The sequence below is a fragment of the Agriterribacter sp. genome, assembly GCF_035497235.1.
GTDB lineage: Bacteria > Bacteroidota > Bacteroidia > Chitinophagales > Chitinophagaceae > Agriterribacter.
This window is the reverse complement of sequence record NZ_DATJEB010000042.1, coordinates 66,180-87,962: the sequence shown is the minus strand read 5'-3', so window position 1 is coordinate 87,962 and position 21,783 is coordinate 66,180. Positions and strand designations below refer to the sequence as shown.

At 42.4% G+C, this 21,783-nt stretch carries 15 protein-coding genes; 6 read left to right on the top strand and 9 right to left on the bottom strand.

Annotated features, from left to right (window positions below; translation table 11 throughout):
- Nucleotides 1–548: 548 nt before the first annotated feature.
- Genes VL121_RS14965 through VL121_RS14945 form a run of 5 tightly spaced genes read right to left on the bottom strand, consistent with a single transcriptional unit; the run spans nucleotide 549 to nucleotide 8,125 of the window.
- Complete coding sequence (locus VL121_RS14965; protein WP_325406728.1) at nucleotides 549–1,712, bottom strand: Wadjet anti-phage system protein JetD domain-containing protein; 1,164 nt, start codon at nucleotides 1,710–1,712, stop codon at nucleotides 549–551.
- 14 nt (nucleotides 1,713–1,726) lie between these two features.
- The gene (locus VL121_RS14960) at nucleotides 1,727–5,107 is read right to left on the bottom strand and encodes an ATP-binding protein (protein WP_325406726.1); all 3,381 of its coding nucleotides are present in this window, start codon (nucleotides 5,105–5,107) and stop codon (nucleotides 1,727–1,729) included.
- The gene (locus VL121_RS14955; protein ID WP_325406724.1) at nucleotides 5,100–6,101 is read right to left on the bottom strand and encodes a virulence RhuM family protein; all 1,002 of its coding nucleotides are present in this window, start codon (nucleotides 6,099–6,101) and stop codon (nucleotides 5,100–5,102) included. Before VL121_RS14955 ends, VL121_RS14960 begins: the two co-directional genes overlap by 8 nt.
- Nucleotides 6,102–6,131: 30 nt before the next feature.
- Complete coding sequence (locus VL121_RS14950) at nucleotides 6,132–6,698, bottom strand: DUF4194 domain-containing protein (protein ID WP_325406722.1); 567 nt, start codon at nucleotides 6,696–6,698, stop codon at nucleotides 6,132–6,134.
- Nucleotides 6,699–6,700: 2 nt separating this feature from the next.
- Nucleotides 6,701–8,125, bottom strand: coding sequence for a DUF3375 domain-containing protein (locus tag VL121_RS14945; protein ID WP_325406720.1), 1,425 nt, complete (start codon nucleotides 8,123–8,125; stop codon nucleotides 6,701–6,703).
- A 782-nt stretch (nucleotides 8,126–8,907) separates the two neighbouring features.
- Between VL121_RS14945 and VL121_RS14940 the strand changes: the two genes are divergently transcribed.
- The 4 genes from VL121_RS14940 (at nucleotide 8,908) to VL121_RS14925 (ending at nucleotide 15,579) form a co-directional block, all read left to right on the top strand.
- Nucleotides 8,908–11,673, top strand: coding sequence for an alpha-L-rhamnosidase (locus VL121_RS14940; RefSeq protein ID WP_325406718.1), 2,766 nt, complete (start codon nucleotides 8,908–8,910; stop codon nucleotides 11,671–11,673).
- The gene (locus VL121_RS14935) at nucleotides 11,670–12,749 is read left to right on the top strand and encodes a glycoside hydrolase family protein (RefSeq protein WP_325406716.1); all 1,080 of its coding nucleotides are present in this window, start codon (nucleotides 11,670–11,672) and stop codon (nucleotides 12,747–12,749) included. The genes VL121_RS14940 and VL121_RS14935 overlap by 4 nt, the downstream gene beginning before the upstream one ends.
- 550 nt (nucleotides 12,750–13,299) lie before the next feature.
- A complete protein-coding gene (locus VL121_RS14930) occupies nucleotides 13,300–13,911 on the top strand; it encodes a peptidylprolyl isomerase (protein WP_325406714.1) in 612 nt (203 codons plus the stop codon).
- 351 nt (nucleotides 13,912–14,262) lie between these two features.
- On the top strand, nucleotides 14,263–15,579 hold the full coding sequence (locus VL121_RS14925; RefSeq protein ID WP_325406712.1) for a polysaccharide deacetylase family protein: 1,317 nt from the start codon (nucleotides 14,263–14,265) through the stop codon (nucleotides 15,577–15,579).
- Nucleotides 15,580–15,582: 3 nt separating this feature from the next.
- On the opposite strand, the gene VL121_RS14920 is transcribed toward VL121_RS14925, so the two are convergent.
- The 4 genes from VL121_RS14920 to VL121_RS14905 form a co-directional block, all read right to left on the bottom strand.
- Entirely contained in the window at nucleotides 15,583–16,014 is a 432-nt protein-coding gene (locus VL121_RS14920; protein ID WP_325406710.1) for an SRPBCC family protein, read from the bottom strand.
- A gap of 279 nt (nucleotides 16,015–16,293) precedes the next feature.
- Entirely contained in the window at nucleotides 16,294–17,268 is a 975-nt protein-coding gene (locus VL121_RS14915) for a DMT family transporter (RefSeq protein WP_325406708.1), read from the bottom strand.
- A 121-nt stretch (nucleotides 17,269–17,389) separates the two neighbouring features.
- Entirely contained in the window at nucleotides 17,390–18,949 is a 1,560-nt protein-coding gene (gene purH / locus VL121_RS14910) for a bifunctional phosphoribosylaminoimidazolecarboxamide formyltransferase/IMP cyclohydrolase (protein WP_325406706.1), read from the bottom strand.
- A gap of 56 nt (nucleotides 18,950–19,005) precedes the next feature.
- On the bottom strand, nucleotides 19,006–21,099 hold the full coding sequence (locus VL121_RS14905) for a ComEC/Rec2 family competence protein (protein ID WP_325406704.1): 2,094 nt from the start codon (nucleotides 21,097–21,099) through the stop codon (nucleotides 19,006–19,008).
- 205 nt (nucleotides 21,100–21,304) lie between these two features.
- Between VL121_RS14905 and VL121_RS14900 the strand changes: the two genes are divergently transcribed.
- A complete protein-coding gene (locus VL121_RS14900) occupies nucleotides 21,305–21,637 on the top strand; it encodes a glycosyl hydrolase (protein ID WP_325406702.1) in 333 nt (110 codons plus the stop codon).
- Complete coding sequence (locus tag VL121_RS14895) at nucleotides 21,603–21,779, top strand: glycosyl hydrolase (RefSeq protein ID WP_414635425.1); 177 nt, start codon at nucleotides 21,603–21,605, stop codon at nucleotides 21,777–21,779. Before VL121_RS14900 ends, VL121_RS14895 begins: the two co-directional genes overlap by 35 nt.
- Nucleotides 21,780–21,783: the final 4 nt, after the last annotated feature.

The window sequence follows — 21,783 nt, the reverse complement described above, 5'->3', positions numbered from 1 at the left end:
GTAGCAACAACAGCATCGCCGGACCTGCCTGGTCTGCAGGATGTCGTTCTTCAACACCTATTAAACGCTGGGCGTTGCCACCGAAATTATGGGTATAACGCCGGAGGGATGGACGCCACCGAACAAATGCAGATGGCCAGGTGAGCATTTGCTTTATCCCATTTCATTAAAAGCCAGGCAGTAGCCACCATAATATTTGTTTACTTTATCCGAATATATGATGTAAGTATAGGGCATACAAACCAACGGTCTTTCATCGCCGATGGTTTGTGACCCTCGTGGTACAAAACCCGAACCACTTTTTAGCAGATTTAAGGCGACTAAGTGAATTGTAAATATCTAAAATTCACCGATCTGGCAACCTTATAACTTACCAACAATATTGCTGATCATTTAATAATACGCTTGGGAATTCGTTGCGATTTTATAGAATGTTGTCGTGTTCATTCTATTAAACAATGTATTTTATTATTATTTTATACAAGTATCTCCTGGATTATTAGTAAATTATCGTTTCCTGACAATCTTCTGCATTTCCGCTGCAAGCTTTATTGCCCAAGACTTTTTAAATATTCTTCGACATACCCCTGAGAGATTTTTTCCTGCTCCAACCTATTTTTATCTGTCAATTTTAGTTGATCAAAAAGTTTGTGTTCTTCTTCATTTAATAAAGAAAGTTGTTCTGATTTATTACGTGTACCTACAACCGAAAATTCAGTGAAGTGTTCAAATGTTTTGCAATCCATCATAACACTTTGGGTTTTCGGGTAATAACTTCTTAGCTGATGAAGTATTTGAAAACCATGCTCGTCAATATCTCCCCAATAAAAAATATGTTTCTCTTTCAGCCAGGCAACGTTTCTGAGATAGCTGACATTAAATCCACCGCCGCTCCAAACAGCAATAGTAGAAGACATAGCCGGTAATGTGAGAAAATTCATCTTATTCTCTGTAATCAGAACATTCCTTACTGACAAATCCAGTTTTTCAAAATCTGAAAGTGGTATACTAATATCGGTGAAGTTACCAAAGCAGGTCAGGTATGTATCCAGCATGCGTATTCTGATAAGCGGCTCGTCATATTTCAGGAAGTATCGTTCTGCAAATCGCTTCTGCTGATGACTGCGAATATGATCCGGAATAAGAAAATCAAGCAGCGACTGGATAAGCGTTACATTGTCTTCAATGAATTTTGTACGGACAGCTATGGGTAACTGCCGCAGATACAGATTGGATCTGGGATTATTCAGAAAATAATGGCATACTTTAAGTATATCATCCCAATTAATTTGTGCATCTGTTAACCACACGCAGTTCAACAAAGCCCACTCTTTTAACCGAGAAATACTTTTTATTACTTTTTCGTAGTTGAGCAGGAAAAGCCTCCATTCCTTTTTTTTACCGGTGAAGACCACATAATCTTCAACCGTTTCAAAAATAATAGCATCAGGCAATTTGTGGCTACCCGTACGCCGGAAATTCTTTTCCGCCGTTTTAACAAGGTAACCAATGCCGGTTTGGTTTTTAGAATGGCGATAAAGCGTTGCAATTTCCTGTTGGAGTGTCTCAAATTGTTGCGTGATATGACCGGGTTGGATTTTCCCGATACGGTCTATTGATTTAGGGAAAAACATGTCTCCGTATATAGTACTTTGCAGCAATGGTCTCCACCATTTCAGCGCTTGTTTCTTTATTTCCTCTGGGCTGATCATTCGCTTTCTGTATTTTACGGTGTGATATTGTGTTGCTTTTTCTTCTCATCATATTCCTCTTTTGTAAGATTGCTTACCTGTGAATTATTGCCCTCCCGGTTGCTGACAAAATGAAAGGAGTTAACATGATTTTCGATGACATGAATCTTTTGTAACGGAGTCACGATAAGTAATTGAAGATCCAGTTTTTTAAACAGCTCTAACCCATATCGCGTACTTTCATCACTTCCTCTTCCAAAAGCTTCGTCAATGACAACAAACCTGAAACTCCTGCTTTTACTTTCTCCAAATTGTAAACCGAACTGGTAAGCTAATGCACTTGCCAGGATAGTGTAGGCCAGTTTCTCTTTTTGGCCGCCACTTTTCCCCCCGGAGCCCTCATAAAATTCCTTTTCACTATTATCGGAGCGAAAGCGTTCGCTGGCATTGAACTCAAACCACTGGCGCACATCGGTTACCATACCCGTCCATTCTTTATCAGCATATTCCATACTGGCGAAGCGGTCCAGTATGCTTTTTACCTGTTCATACTTCTCCTCTGTATAGAGTTCATTATTGCTGCTAAAGGAGTGGATATAACATTTCCTCAATTCTTCCCTGAAGAGTCGTACCTCCTTATTAGTGGCAGCATCCATCAGGATAGTAATATAGGTATCCTGCGCAGCATTATACACAATCTCGGAAAGATGCTGGTTAATGGTACGTATCTTTTGCTTGATATCGTTTTCATGTTTCTGCAACTGATTGTCAAATACAGAAATGCTGTTGATTACATTGGTATTGAGTTGCTCTTTGAACCGGTCTTCATGCCGTTTCAGATCTTCCCGGTTAAGCTGCTCAAACCTTTTAATGTACTCAGCCCGTGCATCAATGCTTTCTGCAATCTCACTGTATTCTGCTTTTGAATGTTCTTTTATTTGCCTCATCAAACTTTCTATAGAAGATTGCAGCTTTGTTTGTTTTGTACGCAATTTTTTCAGTTCTCCATTTTCTCCCTGGTATTGTTTACGGAAATCTTCCTGCCGGTTGTCAATATTTTTCAAAGTGAGATGAGCATCTGTAAGTTTTTCATGCAGTACAGGAAACCATTTATCTTCCAGATGCTGATCAACTTGTTCTTTTGCTTTTTCTGTATTGGCAACTTGCTCTTTATAATTTGCAATTGTGCTTTTCAAACCACCCATTTTTTCCGTAACCTGGTTCTCTTTTTCTTTCGTATGCTTAATCTGCTGTTCAACTTCTGTTTTATTCTTTTCCAACTGAGCGAGCACATCATTGTTATTTAACAGTTGATTACGCTCCGCTTCCAGTTCATATATCTTCGTTACATGATATTGCCAATTGATCCTGGAAAAATCCTTTATATAAAGCAATAAGCCAATTACCTGCTTTGTAGCCTGGTTGTTTTTTTCATTGGCTTCTACTGTTCTAATACCAGTATTTAATTCTTCCAGTATTTTCTCCATCTTAGCCAAAGCGTTTTCCAGCGCCTCTATTTTTTCGGCATTGCTCCAGCCCAATACATAATTCCTACGATCATCAATCCGCTTCCTGTCATCTTTTGTATGCCGTATACGTCCGCTTTTTATCAAACCTTGCCGTGTAATACCAAATGGAACCTTTTGCAGTCCATTGACATCTGTACATATATAATCGCCAAAACTCCGCTGTAGATAGTTTTCCAGCCAATCATAGAAAGCTGTTTCGGGCTTAATCTCTATTTTATAGACGATACTGTTCTCATCCAAATCTTTGATCACCCGATTAAGGTTATGTATATCTGCCTCCAGGTAAGTGAGCTTAATACCTCGTCCATCGGTACTTCGTAAAGGATTATCATTTACATACCTGCTTACACTTTTATAGTGTGCAACCGGCACCAGCAAACTGATGCCGGCATCATGAAGCAATTTTTCCGCAGCACCCTCCCACTCTGTTTCCTGCTCATTAACTTTTAATAATTCTCCAGCAAAAGGCAGGTCTTCTTCATTAATGCGCAGGTCTTCGCATAAGCGAGTCCTGAATCCCACCAGCCAGGCAGGAATCTGGGTTTTGCGCTCCTGCAGCGATTGAAGTTCTCTTAACTCAGCCTGGAATTCGGCCTCCTGTTTTCGTAATTCGCTTATCAGGTTGTCTCTTTGATTGCGGTATTCCTCTTCAAAGCGCAGGCACTGTTCATTTAATTCATTAGCCTTATAGATATTCTTATCAAAGTCCTTTTCATTTTGCACATCTTTCAGTCCCGCTTGTAATGCCAGCCGTCCATAATCATCAAACTCCTTCCGTTTTACAGCTTTATCTTGATCATGCCTCTTTATTTCATCACCAATTTGTTCAATGCGTTTACCACCATTATTGGCAATATCAATCACAATAGACTGTTTACGGCTTTCAAGACTGTTCAATTCATTACTGATAATTTGTTGCTGTTGTGTTAGTTTTTCAAGGTCAGTTTCTGCCTGTTCAATAGCTTTACGTAATAAATGCCATTTCCTTTCTGCAAACCAGACAGGAGCAATTTCGAGCAAGGTTTCTATATTTTCAATTTCCCGGCTTACGTTTCCATATTCCACGCAGGCTTCGGTCAATGGCTTCAATATATGGTACTGCTCACGGGCATGTACCACGGCTTCGTGCGCTTTTTTTAAGTCTTCAAAACGCTTCAACAATGCGGCGACCTGCTCTTTTACATCTGTTCTTTCCAGCATCTGATCCCGCACAAAATCGGTCAGGCTGCTTACAGATTTCATAGAAACGGTTTGATAAAAAAGATCGATGGCTTTATCGCTATTCATTCCAAATAACCTTCGGAACTGCTCGCTATACTGTGTGAAATTGTCATTGAACAATTGCACACCAGCTGTATTTCTAAGTTTTCTTCTAAGTTCGTTAATGTCAGCAAACTGACTAAAATGCTGTTTAATAGTGAGCGGAACTGTACTAATGATAAGGAGTTTTTCGACCTTGCTGTCTTTCCCGATCCAAAATAACTGGGCAAGACAAACATCTTCATTATATCCTTCATTTCTGAAGTTTCCAACTATTACCGTATAGGTATCATCGTTTGGTCGCAGATATATTTTTTTAGCGACTTTGGTAATTTCTTCTTTTTCTTTTTTGTATTCACCTTTGATATAACTCAGCAGGTTTCGTTCTTTGCCTTCAGCCCCGGCTGCTTTGTTAAATATAATTTTGTTATGTGGCACCAGGAGACAGGTTAGGGCATCAACCAATGTGGATTTACCGGAACCAATATCTCCTGTCAATAATGCATTATAACCATTAGGTGCTATTTGCCAGCATACCTGATTAAAAGTACCCCAATTGAAAATTTCAAGGCATTGCAGGCGAAAACCGGCAGGAAGATCATTTGCAGTAGTAAAAAGATCAATCATTTTTCTTTTGTCCCAGCTTTTTAGATGTTTGCTCTATATATCCTATAAAATGCTTTTCAGCTTCGGATAATTCGTTTTTATGCAGCTCCCTGAATTTCCTGTATTCTTCCATTGCTTTTGTTATTGCCTGTTCATGGCTGATTGTAGCTGCATGTCGAAGGATATTATCTCCTGTCATTTTCAAAAAATCATCCAGTCGTTCTATCCAGTCTTTCATATACATAGGACGTCGCCTCAGTGCCTGCAGCTCTGCCAATTCCAGGTATGTCGTTACCATCCTGTTCAGGATATTCAGTTCTGTCTCTGTAAGATAATTTCTGGCAATCTCCACTTCCTGTTTCGTGGGTTTGTTTCCTTTGAAGTTGGTAAGTCCCATACTGGGCTTATTAGCATCCACCCGGTTAAAGATCACTTCTGCTGCTGTATTACCGTGAGCCGCCCAATGCATTTTGTTTTGTACCGTTTGGAAAAATTTTACGGAGACATCTTGTTCGGGATCGTAATCAATGCTGGTAGCGTATATATCCAGCACCTTCCGCCAAAAGACTTTTTCGGATGAACGGATGTCCCGAATGCGGGCCAATAATTCATCAAAGTAATTGCCTTCACCCGCCTGTTTCAGCAGTTCGTCATTGAGTGTAAACCCCTTTACTATATATTCTCTGAGCCTGGCAGTAGCCCATTGACGAAAACGGGTGCCTTGGTGGCTTTTCACCCTGTAACCCACGGAGATAATGACATCAAGATTGTAGAAGGTTGTATCATATTCTTTGCCATCCGCAGCAGTTAGTCGGAATTTCCGACTAACTGAACTTTCTTCCAATTCATGCTCTTTGAATATATTGTGAATGTGCTCCGTTATGGTAACCCTGTTTTTTTGAAACAATTCGGCCATTTGCGCCTGCGTAAGCCAAACTGTTTCGTTTTCCAGACGTGTTTCTATTTTAATCTTTCCATCTTCGTTCTGGTATATAATGATATTGCTTTTATCCATAGTTGAAATTTTTATACCCGCCTTAAAAAATCAGTTGCCTATATTCTTCTCCGCAGCATATTCCCTTAATCTTCTCAATGTATCGCCAATCACATCGGCATTTACAAATCCCTTAATTATTCTGTGCACTTCATAATTTTTTTCCTGGTCATCCAGTTTTCGTAAAAAGCCAATGTCAACCACTCTGTTAATGGTGCTGATTATTTTTTCCTGCTGCTTTGCTTCATCATTTGTAACCGGCAGAAAGACTTTTATACGGTTGATCATTTCCTGCTCGCTGATGATAGACCGGACAGATCCGCCCTGTGCATCCTGCTCCAGCAGATATTTCCTTAGTACAATACATAGTAAGGAAGTAAAGAAATTGAGCTGACGTTTTTCGGCTAACCGGGGTAGTTCTATTTCTTCCTCCCATTGAATTTGCCGAAGAAATGCATAACCTTCACTTTTGTCGAGGTACAATTCCAGTCCTACCGGCTGAAAATACTTTTTCACATCCGGTTCATATCGCAAGAGGTTCTCCCATATCTCTTTCTGATGGTTAAATACAATTCCCCTGAGTAAGGCAATAAGACTGAGTGAATATCCCTGTTCCATAATTACCTGTTGAATATGATTACCGGAGCTTTCAGTGAATATTTTTTGTTACTCTCTATATTTTCAACGACTAATTCTTCCTGCAATTCCCTGTTTATATAGTGCTTCTTGTCGTTTGCGGCTATTTGCATATACGCTAAAATTTCTGTCAACCCTTTTTGAGGTTTATATAGATCAAGCAGTTCGGAAAGCACTACTTGAGTCTTGTTTCGCAACGCCTGTTTGATATTGTTCCGGAGTTCTTCTATATCCACATAAAACTGTTCAAATAAAAGGTTAGTGTCTGCTTCCGACATTCCCTCCTGTATATCAGCTTTGTCAAAAGAAACTTTGACCGGCGGACTGAATAAAGGTCGTTCCATAATAAGGATGGGTTTAAAAAGTCCGTCTATTTTCAAAAGAGATTCCCATGAGCTAATCGTTTCATTGTGTTCCAGCAGAAGATATTCCATCTCTTCGATGTTACGTAGTATATGCCGGCTTTCTGAAAGATTTTTTTGCTCCACAAATTTCCGGAGCTGCTCAATCAGGCCGTCATTACTCCGGTTTACCTTATCGCCTGCATCAACAAGGTTGGTCTTGATCCTGTCTACTGTTTGTTCTTTTTTGACTTCCTGTATCGCAGGTATTTCATTCATCTTACCCAATAAGTTTTCCAGTTCGTCCTGCATCTGCTCGCTCATCAGAAATTCCCAGAAGGAACGAAAACTTTTTCCCTGATCCGTATTCCACAGGTGATCCTGCTGTTCAAATACATTGTCCAACAGATCTGCCTTTGCGAGACTGCTTTTTACAATCGTCTGGCGGGTTTGGGTGTCCAGTTCACGGAAATTCTCTTCCACCTGCCGGAAGTCAGAAAGCAGGCGTCTCGCAGTTTCTTCTGCCAGGAAATAATTTTCCTTGATCTGGGTATCGGATGGCTTTACGAAATTCCCCTGGCGTATTTGCTCTATTTCCTGGTCAATCTTATTGCGCTCTGCCTGTAGCTGTTGTATCCGTTCATAAGGCCCAGACGTGGTATTAACGATTTGCTGCAGCAAGTGAAAAAACTGTAATAAACGACTATGAGTACCTACAAATTGCTGTTTGTTCAGGTCTTCCAGCCATTTGAGTGCATTTTCGGTGGCCGGAGAAAGTTCATATACCGGCTCATCGGCTGTTTCATAGTACCTGCGCAAGTACCCCTGTTGTGCCCAACGGGAAAGATATTCAAGGGGTGACTTATTATACTCATTTATATCCTGTCTTTCAAGTGCATACAGGTAATCTGCCAGGAGGCTTTGTAATTCGCTTTGGGTGTAGGATATCTTATCCTGTTGTTTGAATGCCAAATGCAAAAAGCCTACCAATAGCGGAAAATGTTCCGCCCGCAACAGTTGCAATGTTTTATCATTGCGATAAAGGGATAAGGCTTTTTCGTAGTTCATTGATTTTGTTCTGATATTTTCCTGATTAGTAGAAATTTATTAGATGTATCGACATAAAAAGCGTTTACAAAATGATTAATAAAATTCTTCTATAAAATCTCTTCTTTGTTCATCCTCAATTTCCTTTTTCTTCCAAATTAAAGGAACTCTGTTACCTGACCAACTTTCGCTTCGTCCAAAATTAATCTTCTTTGTTAGAGTTACGTCTTTATTGATAAGAAGAAATTCCCTGAAATATTCGATAAACCAACCCTTAAAATTATGATATACAATTTCAATAAGCATTAATACAATCTTTTCATTGTTACTATACTTTTGAGTAAGTTTAATAATAAGTGATTTTGCTTTTTCTGTCCTATTCTCATTGGCATTCTTGAAACTGAATAAAGAATAAACTCTTTACCAGTGAAAATACCAGGAGGCGGCTTTCATCTAAGAATTTAACCATCCTGAAAATCCTGAATATCCGTAAAAACCGGAATGAACGAACAATCATCAGCACATGCGACTGCGGAAAAATAAATTCCATGAAAAATGTACTCTATGCTGAAAACAATAAGGAAAAAATAATCAAACATCCGGAAAATATGAGCATAACGGGCTGATATGCTTTGGACACTTTCAAGTAACAGCAAAAGGATGTTGACCAGAATTAAACAAAACAACCTGCCCATTGTCGTATTGGCCTGGACAATAATAACGTACAGCTTGTCTGTATATCCTCCACAGATCAGGGCAATTAATTATGTACCATTTGTTATCTTTCAGGCAAACTGCATATTATGCCTCATACAAAACCCCTCCTGCTGCTTTGCCTGCTTATGTGCGCGGTGATGGCAAAAGCTGATTTTTTGCCGGATCATCTGAGTTGCGAACAAAAAATTAATCCATGCGGCGTTGAAAGTGCAAAGCCGCTACTGGGCTGGTGGATCAGTTCAGCCGGAAGAGGCTTTGCACAATCAGCCTGGCAGGTACTGGTTGCAACAAGTCCGGGCAAACTGAATGAAAAAAGCGCCGACACCTGGAACTCCGGCCGCATCGCTTCTGATTACAATAATAATAATGCCTTTGCGGGAAAGACATTGCAATCGGGCCGCAAATACTACTGGAAAGTGAGAGTATGGAACAGTGCCGGCAAAGTATCTGCATGGAGCGAAACCGCCATTTTTTCTACCGGCATCCTGCAGCAGCAGGAATGGGATACCAGTAACTGGATAGCATATGCTATTTTACCGGATAGCATGAAAGTAATCCCCGGCGTGCATGGCAACGGCAATGCGCTCGGCAATAAAGCTATACAACGCGCTGTGGTTCCCTGCTTCAGAAAAGAATTTGTATTGGAAAAGCCGGTTAAGGAAGCCTTTGTTTTCATTTCGGGTTTAGGACAATATGAGTTGCACCTCAACGGGGAAAAGGTAAGTGATGATTTCCTGTTGCCCGGGTGGACGAATTATGAAAAGCGTTGCCTGTACAACACCTATGAAGTTACCAACCGGTTGAAACAAGGCTCAAATGCAATAGGCGCTATTGTTGGTACAGGTTTTTTTTACATCAACCGCGAAAGATACAGAAAGCTGGTTCGCGCAGAAGGCTATCCCATGCTGCGGGCCAAACTGATTGTACGCTTTACAGATGGCAGCTCAAAAGAAATTATTACAGATGAAAGCTGGACAACAGCTCCCTCTCCTGTACTATTTACAAGCATATACGGCGGAGAAGATTATGACGCCAATAAAGAACAGGCAGGCTGGGATATGCCCGGATTTGCAGATGCCGGCTGGAAAAAAGTATTGATCACAAAGGGCCCGGGCGGACAAATGAGGGCGCAAAACGATTATCCCTTAAAAGTGATGGAGACTTTCCCGGTGAGAACACAAACAGCGATAGCAAAAGGGAAAACAGTTTACGATTTCGGACAGAATGCTTCCGGCATCGTTCGCCTGAAAATAAAAGGCAATAAAGGAGATACCATTCGCATTACGCCGGCTGAATTGCTGAACGATGATGGACTGCCCGAACAGTCCGCATCGGGAAAACCCTATTACTTTACCTATATCCTTAAAGGCGGAGGCATAGAAACTTGGGAGCCCCGGTTTACTTATTACGGCTTACGCTATGCGCTGGTAGAATACATCAGTACTGCTCCTGCACCGCAAATGATGGAAGTAACGATGTTGCATACCCGAAACAGTTCCCCTTCGGCCGGAAGCTTTACCTGTTCCGACTCCCTGTTCAATAATATTTACCGGCTGATTGACTGGGCCATAAAAAGTAATATGGCAAGTGTAGCTACGGACTGCCCTCACCGCGAAAAATTAGGCTGGCTGGAGCAAACCCACCTGGTAGGCGCTTCCATGCGCTACGCATACGACATCCGGCATTTATACACGAAGATCATTGACGACATGAAAGAAGCGCAACTGCCCAACGGACTGGTTCCCGATATTGCGCCGGAATACGTTCCGTTTGAAGGCGGATTCCGCGATTCCCCCGAATGGGGAAGCGCTGCCGTAATCATTCCCTGGTACATGTATTTGTGGTACGGCGATAAAAAAGCACTGATAAATGCCTATGATATGATAAAGCGCTATGTATCCTATTTAAATACCAAAGCCAACGATCATATTTTATCCTATGGATTGGGAGACTGGTACGACCTTGGTCCAAAAGATCCGGGCCCCTCGCAGCTTACGCCACTTGCACTAACCGCAACTGCCATATACTACTACGATGCAGTAATACTGGGTAAAACCGCCGCTCTTTTAGGAAAAGATGCAGAAGCGAAATTATATACCGGGCTATCGGTAAAAATTAAAAAAGCCTTTAATGATAAGTTCTTTAATAAAGAAACGCAGGTATACGCCACCGGTAGTCAAACCGCCTATGCCATGCCCCTGTTCACCGGCCTGGTAGAAGAGCAATACCGCGAAAGGGTTTTTAATAACCTGGTAAGTGCTATCCATGCCGGCAATAAAGCGTTAACCGCGGGTGATATAGGCTACCGTTACCTGGTACGGGCTTTGGAAGACGGCAACGCTTCCCGGCTATTATATGAAATGAATAACAGGACCGATGTACCCGGATATGGTTACCAGATAAAGCATGGCGCAACCGCCTTAACAGAATCCTGGCCCGCCCTGAGATTTGTATCCAATAACCATATGATGCTGGGACATTTAATGGAATGGCTATATAGCGGATTAGGTGGTATTAACCAGCAGGAAGATGATCACGGGTTTCGTAAAATACGAATCGCCCCGCAAATGGTTGATGGCATGGATTCAGTAAGCGCTTCATATTCTACCCCAAACGGTATTATTCATACCGCGTGGAAAAAAGAAGGCAACAAAACAGTATTAACGGTAACTATCCCGGCTAATACAACCGCACAGGTTGTCCTGCCCGCTCTCTATACAAAAAATATTACAGCAGGCAACCAACCGCTTATTAAAAATAAATGGATCACTCATATACAGCAAAAAGCAGGTAAGGTTAGTTTTACAATTGCCGCCGGCAATTATATATTTGCGTTCAATCATAATTTATGAGCCATAAAACCAGCATATTTTTTTTTCTTCTCTGCATCTGCATCATTACATTCCGTTGCAAAGCTCCCATGCCGGCAACTGTTGCTCAGGAAACCATGCAAAAAGTATATGAAGCGGTAAAAACGCCTTTTAAATACGGTATTGTTGTTTCAGCGCCCGATTCGGCAAAAATGGCCGACAGCCCCACCGTTTTTCGTTTAAATGGTAAATGGTATATGACCTATATTATTTTTGATGGAACCGGTTACGAAACCTGGATCGCGGAAAGCAACGACCTGCTGCACTGGGATACGCAGGGCAAAATAATGTCCTTTACCTCCAACACCTGGGATGCCAATCAAAAAGCCGGGTACCCGGCACTGGTAGATATTACCTGGGGCGGAAGCTATACCCCCATGAAGTATAACGAAAAATATTGGGTATCCTACCTGGGTGGCGCCGATAAAGGGTATGAGGCAGGCCGCCTGGGTGTGGGCATGGCTTATACAGACAGCTTCCGGGCAAAGGAGCTTCAAAGATTACCACAGCCGGTATTGTCGGCTATAGATTCATCGGCCAGGTGGTACGATAATAAAACCATCTTTAAAAGCTCCGTGATATATGATAAGGATAAAAAAAGCGGTTACCCGTTTGTGATGTATTACAATGCGGCCGGCAACAGTACACAGGAGAACGCCGGTAGCTTTGAAAGCATTGCCATGGCAGTTTCAAACGATATGAAACATTGGAAACGCAAAGGCAATACGCCGATGATTACAAAAGAAAGAGGCATTTGCGGCGATGCACAGATTGTAAAGATGAACGATTTGTATGTGATGTTTTACTTTGGGCATAACTGGAAGGATGACGACCCCTCGGCTTTTGACCGCTTCGCCTGTTCTTATGACCTTCTGAACTGGACGGAATGGAACGGACCCAACCTGGTAGCGCCATCCGAACCTTACGATCAGCAGTATGCGCACAAGCCCTGGGTAATACAGTGGGAGGGCGTGGTATATCATTTTTATAACGCGGTAGGTGAAAACGGGAGAGTGATTGCTTTGGCAACATCAAAAGATATGAATACCAAACCATAATTTATAATTTTAGGATTAGTCGTTTAAGTCGTGAAGGTGTTTTATAAATAGTGCTCTGGTTGAATCAGATGCCTGCTATAGGCTTGCTGTAGCTGAAGCCACAGTAGTATAATAGCCAAATCAGGGAACAGACACGAAAACGGGCAGTAATCCCTGCCAGCCCCGTCCGAACGGCTCATCCGGGCGGACGAACGATGTTCAGTCGGGCGGGCCTTTTTTTGCTTCTTTTTTGGGCAAGCAAAAAAGAAAAAGTAATTATCTCTTTTAAATTTTTATTCTTTTAAGATGGACGGTCATGACTGATTAGCTTTAGCAAATAATACATCTATGTTTTCGACTTATGTGCCTAATCCTATATAATTTTTAAGGATCTTTTAAGCTCCGGCAAACCATCGGTTCAATGCTGCATCGTATTTTTGGGGGAATTTGCATTGGTTTACACGCCATGATAATAACTATAAAAATAGTATCTTCATCAGGCTGTGTTCAGCATGGTATAAACAGAAATAGTAACAGCAGTTTTTAAAACTACCCAATTAAAAATAAAAATATGAAAGCCGGTCTTACATGGATATTCCTGCTCTTGACTACACCAATGTTTGCACAGTTAACCGTTAGGGAACAATTTGAAAAGATCAAAACACCCCAGGAAGCGCAAAAATTCATTGACGCCAACCAGCCGCTCAAACCCACCCTGCTTCATCTTACACTGGGGAAAGACACAACGCTTATAGACAAGCGCCTGCTGCGGCAGAAAAAAGGCGATGTTTTTTCCGTTGGCTATGTTACTTACCTGGTGCTGGACGGAACAGAAGAAGTGAATTACCGGTCAAACTATATCTTTCTTGACGGATCATCCCTATCTCCGTCCGAGGTTGACAGTCTCAAAAAAGTAATTCTTCAAAAAGCTTCTGAAGGCACATCTTTCGATAAGCTTTCCGATCAGTACACTATGGACGGCAATACCACACATGGTGATACCGGCTGGTTCTTCGGCGAAGAAATGATGCCCAAAGAATTCCAGGACGCAGTACAGAAACATAAAAAGGATGATATTTTTTTCGTGGATGTACCCGAACGGCAATGGCACTACATTGTAAAAAAAACCTATGACGACCAGGTGAAGAAAGAAATAACCGTATTGCGGGCAAACGGAAGGTAACGCAGGGTAATGTACTTAGCCCGGTGCTGCTACTAAGCCGTTGTTGCCACGCCTGCCTGTCCGGTAGGCAGGCTCGCTTGTACGACAACAATACGTTTGGCCAGGCCAGTACCATACGCATGAAAGACAAACTTATAATGATTCCCCGATAGTTTAATGAAGCAGCACTGCCCGAACGATAAAATCAATTGCTGTTACTTATTGGGTAACAAAAGATGCTGCAAATGCCGGATTTCATTTCCGGGAAAAAGGAGCATTGCATTTGAAAATTAATTTCAGGACTTCCCGGCAATTTTTTCGGCTGGTTTCCTTTACTTGTTTATTTTGTGCAACAAATTTGCCTATGGATGCATGCTTTTGATCTATTCTACATATAACAGCCCAAGACTACAATATATAGCAGATGTTTTGCTGAATAACCTAAGTGGTATAGCTGTATCCTTTACCACCCGGCCCGATGAGTTTATTGAACATAAAGGTCCCAAGATTAATTATTCTCCCAATACCTTAGCAAAGGATGAGCTGAAAATAATACCGGCATCGCTGCTATTTGAAACCGGCATCGCGCCGCAAAACATTCCCTGTAAAGAACGCGGCGGATACAAAATAATTTTCCCCGCAGACAATGGCGACCTGCCTTTTGATATTTTTGCCGCCTCTTTTTATTTGCTCAGCAGGTATGAAGAGTACCTGCCGCACCAGCCGGATGAATACGGACGATTCGCGCACACCGAAAGCACTGCGTACAAAGAAGGATTCCTGCAGCAGCCTTTGATCAACTACTGGCTGGTTGATTTTCAAAAATTATTGCAGTCTAAATTTACCACGCTGGTTTTTGCAATAAAGAAATTCAGGTTTATACCCACCTATGATATTGATATCGCCTTTGCATACCTGCATAAAGGCATTGCAAGAAATGCAGGCGGGTTAGTGCGTTCCCTTCTGAAAGGAGAACTGGCGGATATGAAAGAGCGCATAGCCGTATTGGCCAAAAAGAAAGATGACCCCTTTGATGTATACGAGTGGCTTTATGCGCTGCATTTAAAATATAACCTGCAACCCTATTATTTTTTTCTTGTGGCGGCTTCACCGGGCGAGTACGACAAGAATGTTGATCCGCAGCACGCCGAAATGCGGGAACTGATCAGGTATCACGCAGTAGGCTACAATACAGGTATACATCCTTCCTGGCAAAGTGGCGATGATCACAAACTACTGGAAGAAGAGATACAAACACTGGAAGATATTATTGGCCGGAAAGTAGTACACAGCCGCCAGCATTATATTCGCTTTACCCTGCCCGGCACCTACCGGCAACTAATTGATCGCGGCATTTTAAATGAATTTTCAATGGGCTATGGAACCATTAACGGCTTCCGGGCTTCCATCGCTTCTCCTTTTTACTGGTACGATCTTCCCCGCGAAGAAAAAACATCATTATTAGTATACCCTTTCTGCTTTATGGATGCCAACGCGTACTACGAACAAAAACTTACTCCTGCACAAGCCTATAGTGAAATACAATACTACCACGATATTATTAAAAAGGTAAATGGCGCCATGATCTGCATCTGGCACAATAACTTTTTTGGGAGCGATAAAAGGTTTGATGGCTGGAAGGAAGTGTATGAATTATTTTTAAAAGAAGTGGTATACTGGGATTTGTGAGTGTTAAGTGGTAAGTGGTAAGGTTTCGGATTCGGCTAATTGTTTTACATTCTTCATTGCCTGCGAAAGATTGCTGGACGCATTGCGGCCAAACAGTTTCCACCACATCCAGCTTAACGGACCTTCCACCCATATTTCATGCGTAAATGTGGTTTTCATATTGTGGTAACCAAGATAACGATGAATGTGTATTTGAGCCAGTGGCAGTCTGGTGGTAACAGTATAGGAAAAATTAGGATTACAGGAGGTAACGGTAAATCCCGCTTTAGGACCTTTTTCAGGTATAAGCACACCATGCACATTTTTTTGAAAACTCCCCTTCAGCAAAGCCTCGCGCAACGCCACATCCCATTGTTTCCAGTTCTTTACATCCGTCCATATTTTCCAGATCTTTTCAGGGCTAGCGCTTGTCAGCATGGTATGTGTAATATGCATAGATACGATTTTTGAACTGCGGGCAAGGTATTCCTATTATTATAAAAAAAGTGAACAACTTATGCAGAATAAATCTGATCAGCCATATATTGCTGATTATCAATTTATAATCTCTATATTAAGTTTATGTTACGTAAATTGAAAAAATAAATACGGAATTGGGGATTTTGCCACAGAGGCACAAGGTCACAAAGGGAAACGCTTTGCAGCTATACTGCTTTTTATGACCGTGTTCGTAAGTAGTTTTGAGCAGCCTCTAAGATGCCTGCTCCTGTTCAGCTATTCATCATCCACTTTCGCTTTTCTTTTAAATCCTGTGTTTACCAGGTAAATACCCAGTATGGTTACGAGCGTGCCGGCGGCAATGATTATGGTTAGCTTTTCATTGTTCAATAATGCGCCTACAATTACAGCAACGATGGGATTGATATACGCGTATACGGACACCTGCTGCGCCGGTAATCTTTTTAATGCGTAAATAAAGGCCGAATACGTAATGATGCTGCCCACAAATACCAGGTACAAAATAGAATACCAAACTTCCGTACCTGTACTATGTAAAGGCGTGTACTGCCCGCTAAACCAGGCTACCACCAGAAGCACAATACCACCAAGGAACATCTGCCAGCCTAAGCTGAAGTAGGGGTTAACATGTTTGGCGTTTTTAACGGTAAATATGGTGCCGAAAGCCCAGGTAACCGATGCTACGAGATTTAATATTATGCCAACAGAAAAATTGGTATTGAAAAGATCCTGCAGATAATCCGAAAAAATGATGAGAATGCCGCCAATACCAAGTAGCAGACCAATGATCGTCATGGTATTAAGCTTCGTTTCTTTAAACACAAATGTGCTCAGGATAGCTATCCATAAAGGAGATGCCGCGCCAATTACCGCGCCCAGTCCGCTGGGAATATACTTCATTGACCAGGTACTGAAACCATTATTGATAACGATCATTAGCAGGCTCATCCATCCAAATTGTATGAACTGATCGCGGGTAGGCAGCTTAAATCCTTTTATAAAAAAATAACCCAGGAAAAAGGATCCCGCAAGAAACTGGCGCAGCCCCGAAAGTTGCAGGGCAGGCATGTACTGCACTCCTTTTTTAGACGCCAGCCAGGTAGTACCCCAAAAAAAGCAAACCACTACCACGGCAAGTACCGCCTTGGTTCTGTCGCTTTGATTACGGAGATAAACGGGTTCTATGATGCTTTTAGCCCTGCCATAAATATCGTAGATATAATTTTTCATAACAGGTGCTGCAGGCAAAGCATGCAGATAGTGTCCATATTATTTTTTTAACTGTGAAACCTAAAATAACAAGTTAACCGTTGCTGTTCCACTTTATACTACAGACACTACAAACCTGCTGTTAGTGCCTGAAGTGCCTTAAACCGGTAATGACCATCGCCAGCTTGTTTTGCACGCAATATGCAATGGAATCTTTATCGCGTATAGAACCACCGGGTTGTATAAAGGCGGTAATGCCCGCTTCATGACCCAGCTTAACACAATCATCAAACGGGAAAAAAGCATCCGAAGCCAGCACAGCGCCATTCAAATTAAATTTAAACTGACCCGCTTTTTCTACTGCCTGGCGCAGGGCGTCTATGCGGCTGGTTTGTCCGCACCCTTTGCCCAGCAACTGCTTGTTTTTTACCAATGCAATGGCATTCGACTTCAAATGCTTGCAAACAATATTGGCAAAGTCCAGGTCGGCTTTCTCGCCGGCAGTGGTTTCCCTGCCCCCCGTTTCTTTCCATTCGGTGTAATTGCCTTTATCATTTTCCTGCATCAGCACGCCGTTCAGTATTGTTTTAGACTGGTGGGTGGCAGTGGGTTTTTCTTTCAGCGTAAGCAATATCCTGCTCTTTTTACCCTGTAAAACGCTTAGCGCCTCCGCATTATATCCACTGGCTATCAGCACTTCAAAAAATATTTCGCTTATCGCTTCGGCTGTGGGTTTATCTACTATTCCATTGCATACCAGCACACCGCCAAACGCGCTTTCCGGATCGCCTGCCAGGGCTGCATCCCAGGCTTCTTTAATACTGCCCCGTGCAGCTATTCCGCAAACATTGGTATGTTTAATAATAGCAAAAACCGCGTCTGATCCGGCTCCATTACCGAAGGAAGGAAACTCGCTGATTAACTGAACGGCTGCGTCCACATCTACTAAATTATTATAAGAAAGCTCCTTACCGTGCAGCTTATCAAAAACAGTATCAAGGTTACCATAAAAAATGCCCTGCTGGTGAGGGTTTTCGCCATAACGCAATATTTGCTCTTTACCGCCATAATGCAATACCGCACCGGAAGGATTGAAATAATTGCTGATGGCAATATCGTAATGCATTACAATTTCAAAAGCTTTGGCGGCAAACGCCCGGCGCTGCTCAAAACTTGTTTCTCCGTTTTGAGCCAATAACAGGTTTACCAGGGCCGCATAATCATCTTTAGCCGCCACTACCAGCAGGTCTTTACAATTTTTGGCCGCGGCGCGGATCATGGAAGGTCCGCCAATATCAATTTTTTCCGTAATCATTTTCTCCGCTTCTTCCGCATTCCCCGTAAAGGAGGATGATTTTGCCTGTGCCAGTGTTTCTTCAAAAGGATACAGGTCAACGATTACCAGGTCAATTTCAGGAATTTTATATTCCTTCATTTCCGCTACATCCTGCGGCACATCGCGGCGGCCTAAAATTCCCCCAAAAACAACGGGGTGAAGGGTTTTCACTCTCCCCCCCAGTATGGAAGGATAAGTGGTAAGACTTTCCACCGGCACGCATGGTATACCGGTATCTTCAATAAATTTTTGAGTGCCGCCGGTAGAGTATATAGTAACACCAAGTTTGTGAAGCTCTTTTACAACGGGCTCAAGTCCGTCTTTATAAAAAACGGAGATAAGTGCGGAACTGATCTTTTTTTGCATAATATATATTGCTGTACACCCTGCGGTAATAATAGCTACCCCTCAGGGAGTTGAAGTTATAAATCAAGTATAAAAGCGCCATCTTCCTGCACGGAATGGCGGCGCAAATGTAAACTATCGCAGTCATTTTTCCATTGACGGATTTTCCACGCCGGGCTGGAAGCATCGAAAACATACTGCCGGCAGCGGAATAAACGCTGCAACCGGGCAATGCGCACATTTATATTTTTTGAGAGAATAATGACATCCACATCTACCGGTTCAACGGGCTGCGCTAAGGCCGGGAGCGTATCAAGCAAAAGAATCCGCTTCTTATTAAAATAGAAAAAAGGCGATACCGGCCGGAAACCGCTCAGGCTAACCGCCGGTTTGGCGCGGTACATGAGCCGCGAAGGCCGTAAATGAAAATTATACAGGAAGGGGTCGGCTGCCAAAGCCTCATCTCCCGCAAAATGATAGCCGCTTCCGCTTATAAAATCAACAGCGCTGTACCGGGGTATATTGTATACAATAATTTTGCTTTGCTTTTGCCTAATGCCAATGTCTGCCACACGGTAAAGCATAAAGGCCAGCAGCGCCATCAGAGCATAAGGCAGCATTTGCTTTTTTTGCTTCATTAACCATACGGCAAGGGTAATAATAAAAACGTACAGCAGACCGGTCTGAAGCATGGAGATGGAAATATTATCGCTAACGGCAAAAGGAATATCATCTATAAAAGTTATACAATCATTCATCAGGCGCAGCATGGCGGAAAGTATTTTTCCTGCAGGCAATGCAACAGCAGGAAACAGTGATAGCAGGCAAAGCAATATCTCACCATACAGTATAAAGCCGGAAAGCGGAACAATAACCAGGTTGCTGATAAGGAACAGGTTGGGTACCTGGTGAAAATGATAAATGCTCAATGGCGTAGTAAGTATTTGCGCTGCAAGCGTTACGGCAATGAGCTTCCACATATAATTAACGATGGCATGCTTACAATAAAACCAGTGGGTAACGGAACGCAAAAAAACAACGATACTTAATACGGCTGCATAAGACAACTGAAAACCCACATCCCAAAGAAAAAACGGGTTCCAGCATAAAAGAAAAAATGCCGATGCGCTCAACGTGTGATATACCGATATTTTCCTGCGCATACTTTCGCCCGCTACAATAAAAGAAAACATAACCGCGCTTCTTAAAATGGAAGGCCCGGCTCCTGAAAGTAAGGTGAACAGCCATAATACCGATAGTATGATCAATCCCCTCACCCATTTTGTTTTTGCATTTCGCTGCAGCGGTTTCAGTAACACAATCAGCAATCCGTAAATCATGGCCAGGTGCATGCCCGATATGGCAATAACATGTATTACACCGGTGTTGGCATAGGCCTGTACCAGGTCGCGCTCCAGATCATCGCGGTAGCCAATGAGCAATGCTTCCGCCACACCGGCTTCCCGCTTGCCGGGAATATATTTTTTTAATATTTCTAATAACCCCTTACGCGACTGCTGCAGCCCATTTGTATATGCAGACCGGGTTTGCAGCTTGCTTACAGCAAATTCATTTTCTGTAAGATATACCTGATGCGTAATACCGTGAAAAAGACTGTACCGCTTATAATCGAATGCCCCGGGATTACCGGAGTTTCTGACAGCCTGCAATCCTTTCTTAAAAACAAGGGTTGATCCGTAGTTTAATTTCGATAAAAGACTGCTGTCTTTCTTAAAATAAATAATGATGCCGCCTTTGGTTTGAACCACGCTACCATTGTGTATAAGTGCATACACCGTAGCATCGGCTTTGTAGGATTTATTCTTCTCAATTAATGGTTCAGCTAAAACAGCAACCACAACGATGCTATCATTATACAAATGCCCGAACCAGTATTGCTGATGGGTAATATTTTTAAAATGCGTGATGGCTACGCCAAACAGTAAGATCATCATCATAAGTGTAATACCATATATCCATTTGTGCAGGAATAAAAGATAACCGCGTAAACATTGGGCAAGCAGGAAAAATATAAGGGCAATGCAGGCAATAATGCAGATGTATTTTACAGGAAGCGGGAAATACCATTGCAGTATTATCCCCAATATGAGCGGGATGAGCAGGCGTATAAACGGTGCTTGTTTCCATATAGGAAGCACAGGTAGCAACATGATTAAAAGCTAAGAAAGAAGCCGGAAAAAACAAAATTTCCGGCGCAATAAATTTTAAAATTGTCTGCTCTAAGCGGGATGATCTTTGGATACAACAGGTTGCTGTACAGGGCAAAGTACACCAGCAGAGCAGAGAAGAGAAGCAGGAGAGATTGTGGTTTTCTTACAGTCATGCCCCACCTCTTTCCCCCTCATCAAACCGTACGTGCAGTTTTCCCCCATACCGGATTTTCGCAAAACACTCAGTGAGCTTGTTGTGGAAAATCATTACGCCCAGTTAACCAGCCTGTTAAAAGAACGGGGAATGAAGCGCTATTCCGAATCTCACGAAAGCGGAAGAACGCTGATTGCGGATGGCACGGAGGTAAAACGCAGCGCTGCTGTTCCCATGTCTGCCATGTGGCGCCAGGGACTATTGGTAAGGATGGTACGGGCTACAAAGCTGATATCCGTGAATGGGCATATACCGCTGAAGGTACTGCAGAAAATTACCCGCACAGGAATTGTATTGGGTAAACAGCAGAAGCGCCAAGAATGAACAAACAGGAGCCAGCTTCAGGATTGCAGGGAAAGCGGTTGAAATATGGCATCCTGAAACGGGCGCAAAGGAGCCGGCGCATTATACTGTTGAAAATAGCCGCACTAAAGTTTCATTACAGCATTGGAATGACCGGCGGTAGTGAT

What these genes read in the sequence shown, in the direction of transcription:
- VL121_RS14920 (WP_325406710.1), bottom strand. Translation starts at nt 16,014, where the DNA reads ATGCATATTACACATACCATGCTGACAAGCGCTAGCCCTGAAAAGATC.
- VL121_RS14945 (WP_325406720.1), bottom strand. Translation starts at nt 8,125, where the DNA reads ATGAACTACGAAAAAGCCTTATCCCTTTATCGCAATGATAAAACATTG.
- VL121_RS14905 (WP_325406704.1), bottom strand. Translation starts at nt 21,099, where the DNA reads ATGTTGCTACCTGTGCTTCCTATATGGAAACAAGCACCGTTTATACGC.
- VL121_RS14965 (WP_325406728.1), bottom strand. Translation starts at nt 1,712, where the DNA reads ATGATCAGCCCAGAGGAAATAAAGAAACAAGCGCTGAAATGGTGGAGA.
- VL121_RS14940 (WP_325406718.1), top strand. Translation starts at nt 8,908, where the DNA reads ATGCCTCATACAAAACCCCTCCTGCTGCTTTGCCTGCTTATGTGCGCG.
- VL121_RS14930 (WP_325406714.1), top strand. Translation starts at nt 13,300, where the DNA reads ATGAAAGCCGGTCTTACATGGATATTCCTGCTCTTGACTACACCAATG.
- VL121_RS14955 (WP_325406724.1), bottom strand. Translation starts at nt 6,101, where the DNA reads ATGGATAAAAGCAATATCATTATATACCAGAACGAAGATGGAAAGATT.
- VL121_RS14915 (WP_325406708.1), bottom strand. Translation starts at nt 17,268, where the DNA reads ATGAAAAATTATATCTACGATATTTATGGCAGGGCTAAAAGCATCATA.
- purH (WP_325406706.1), bottom strand. Translation starts at nt 18,949, where the DNA reads ATGCAAAAAAAGATCAGTTCCGCACTTATCTCCGTTTTTTATAAAGAC.
- VL121_RS14925 (WP_325406712.1), top strand. Translation starts at nt 14,263, where the DNA reads ATGCTTTTGATCTATTCTACATATAACAGCCCAAGACTACAATATATA.
- VL121_RS14950 (WP_325406722.1), bottom strand. Translation starts at nt 6,698, where the DNA reads ATGGAACAGGGATATTCACTCAGTCTTATTGCCTTACTCAGGGGAATT.
- VL121_RS14935 (WP_325406716.1), top strand. Translation starts at nt 11,670, where the DNA reads ATGAGCCATAAAACCAGCATATTTTTTTTTCTTCTCTGCATCTGCATC.
- VL121_RS14960 (WP_325406726.1), bottom strand. Translation starts at nt 5,107, where the DNA reads ATGATTGATCTTTTTACTACTGCAAATGATCTTCCTGCCGGTTTTCGC.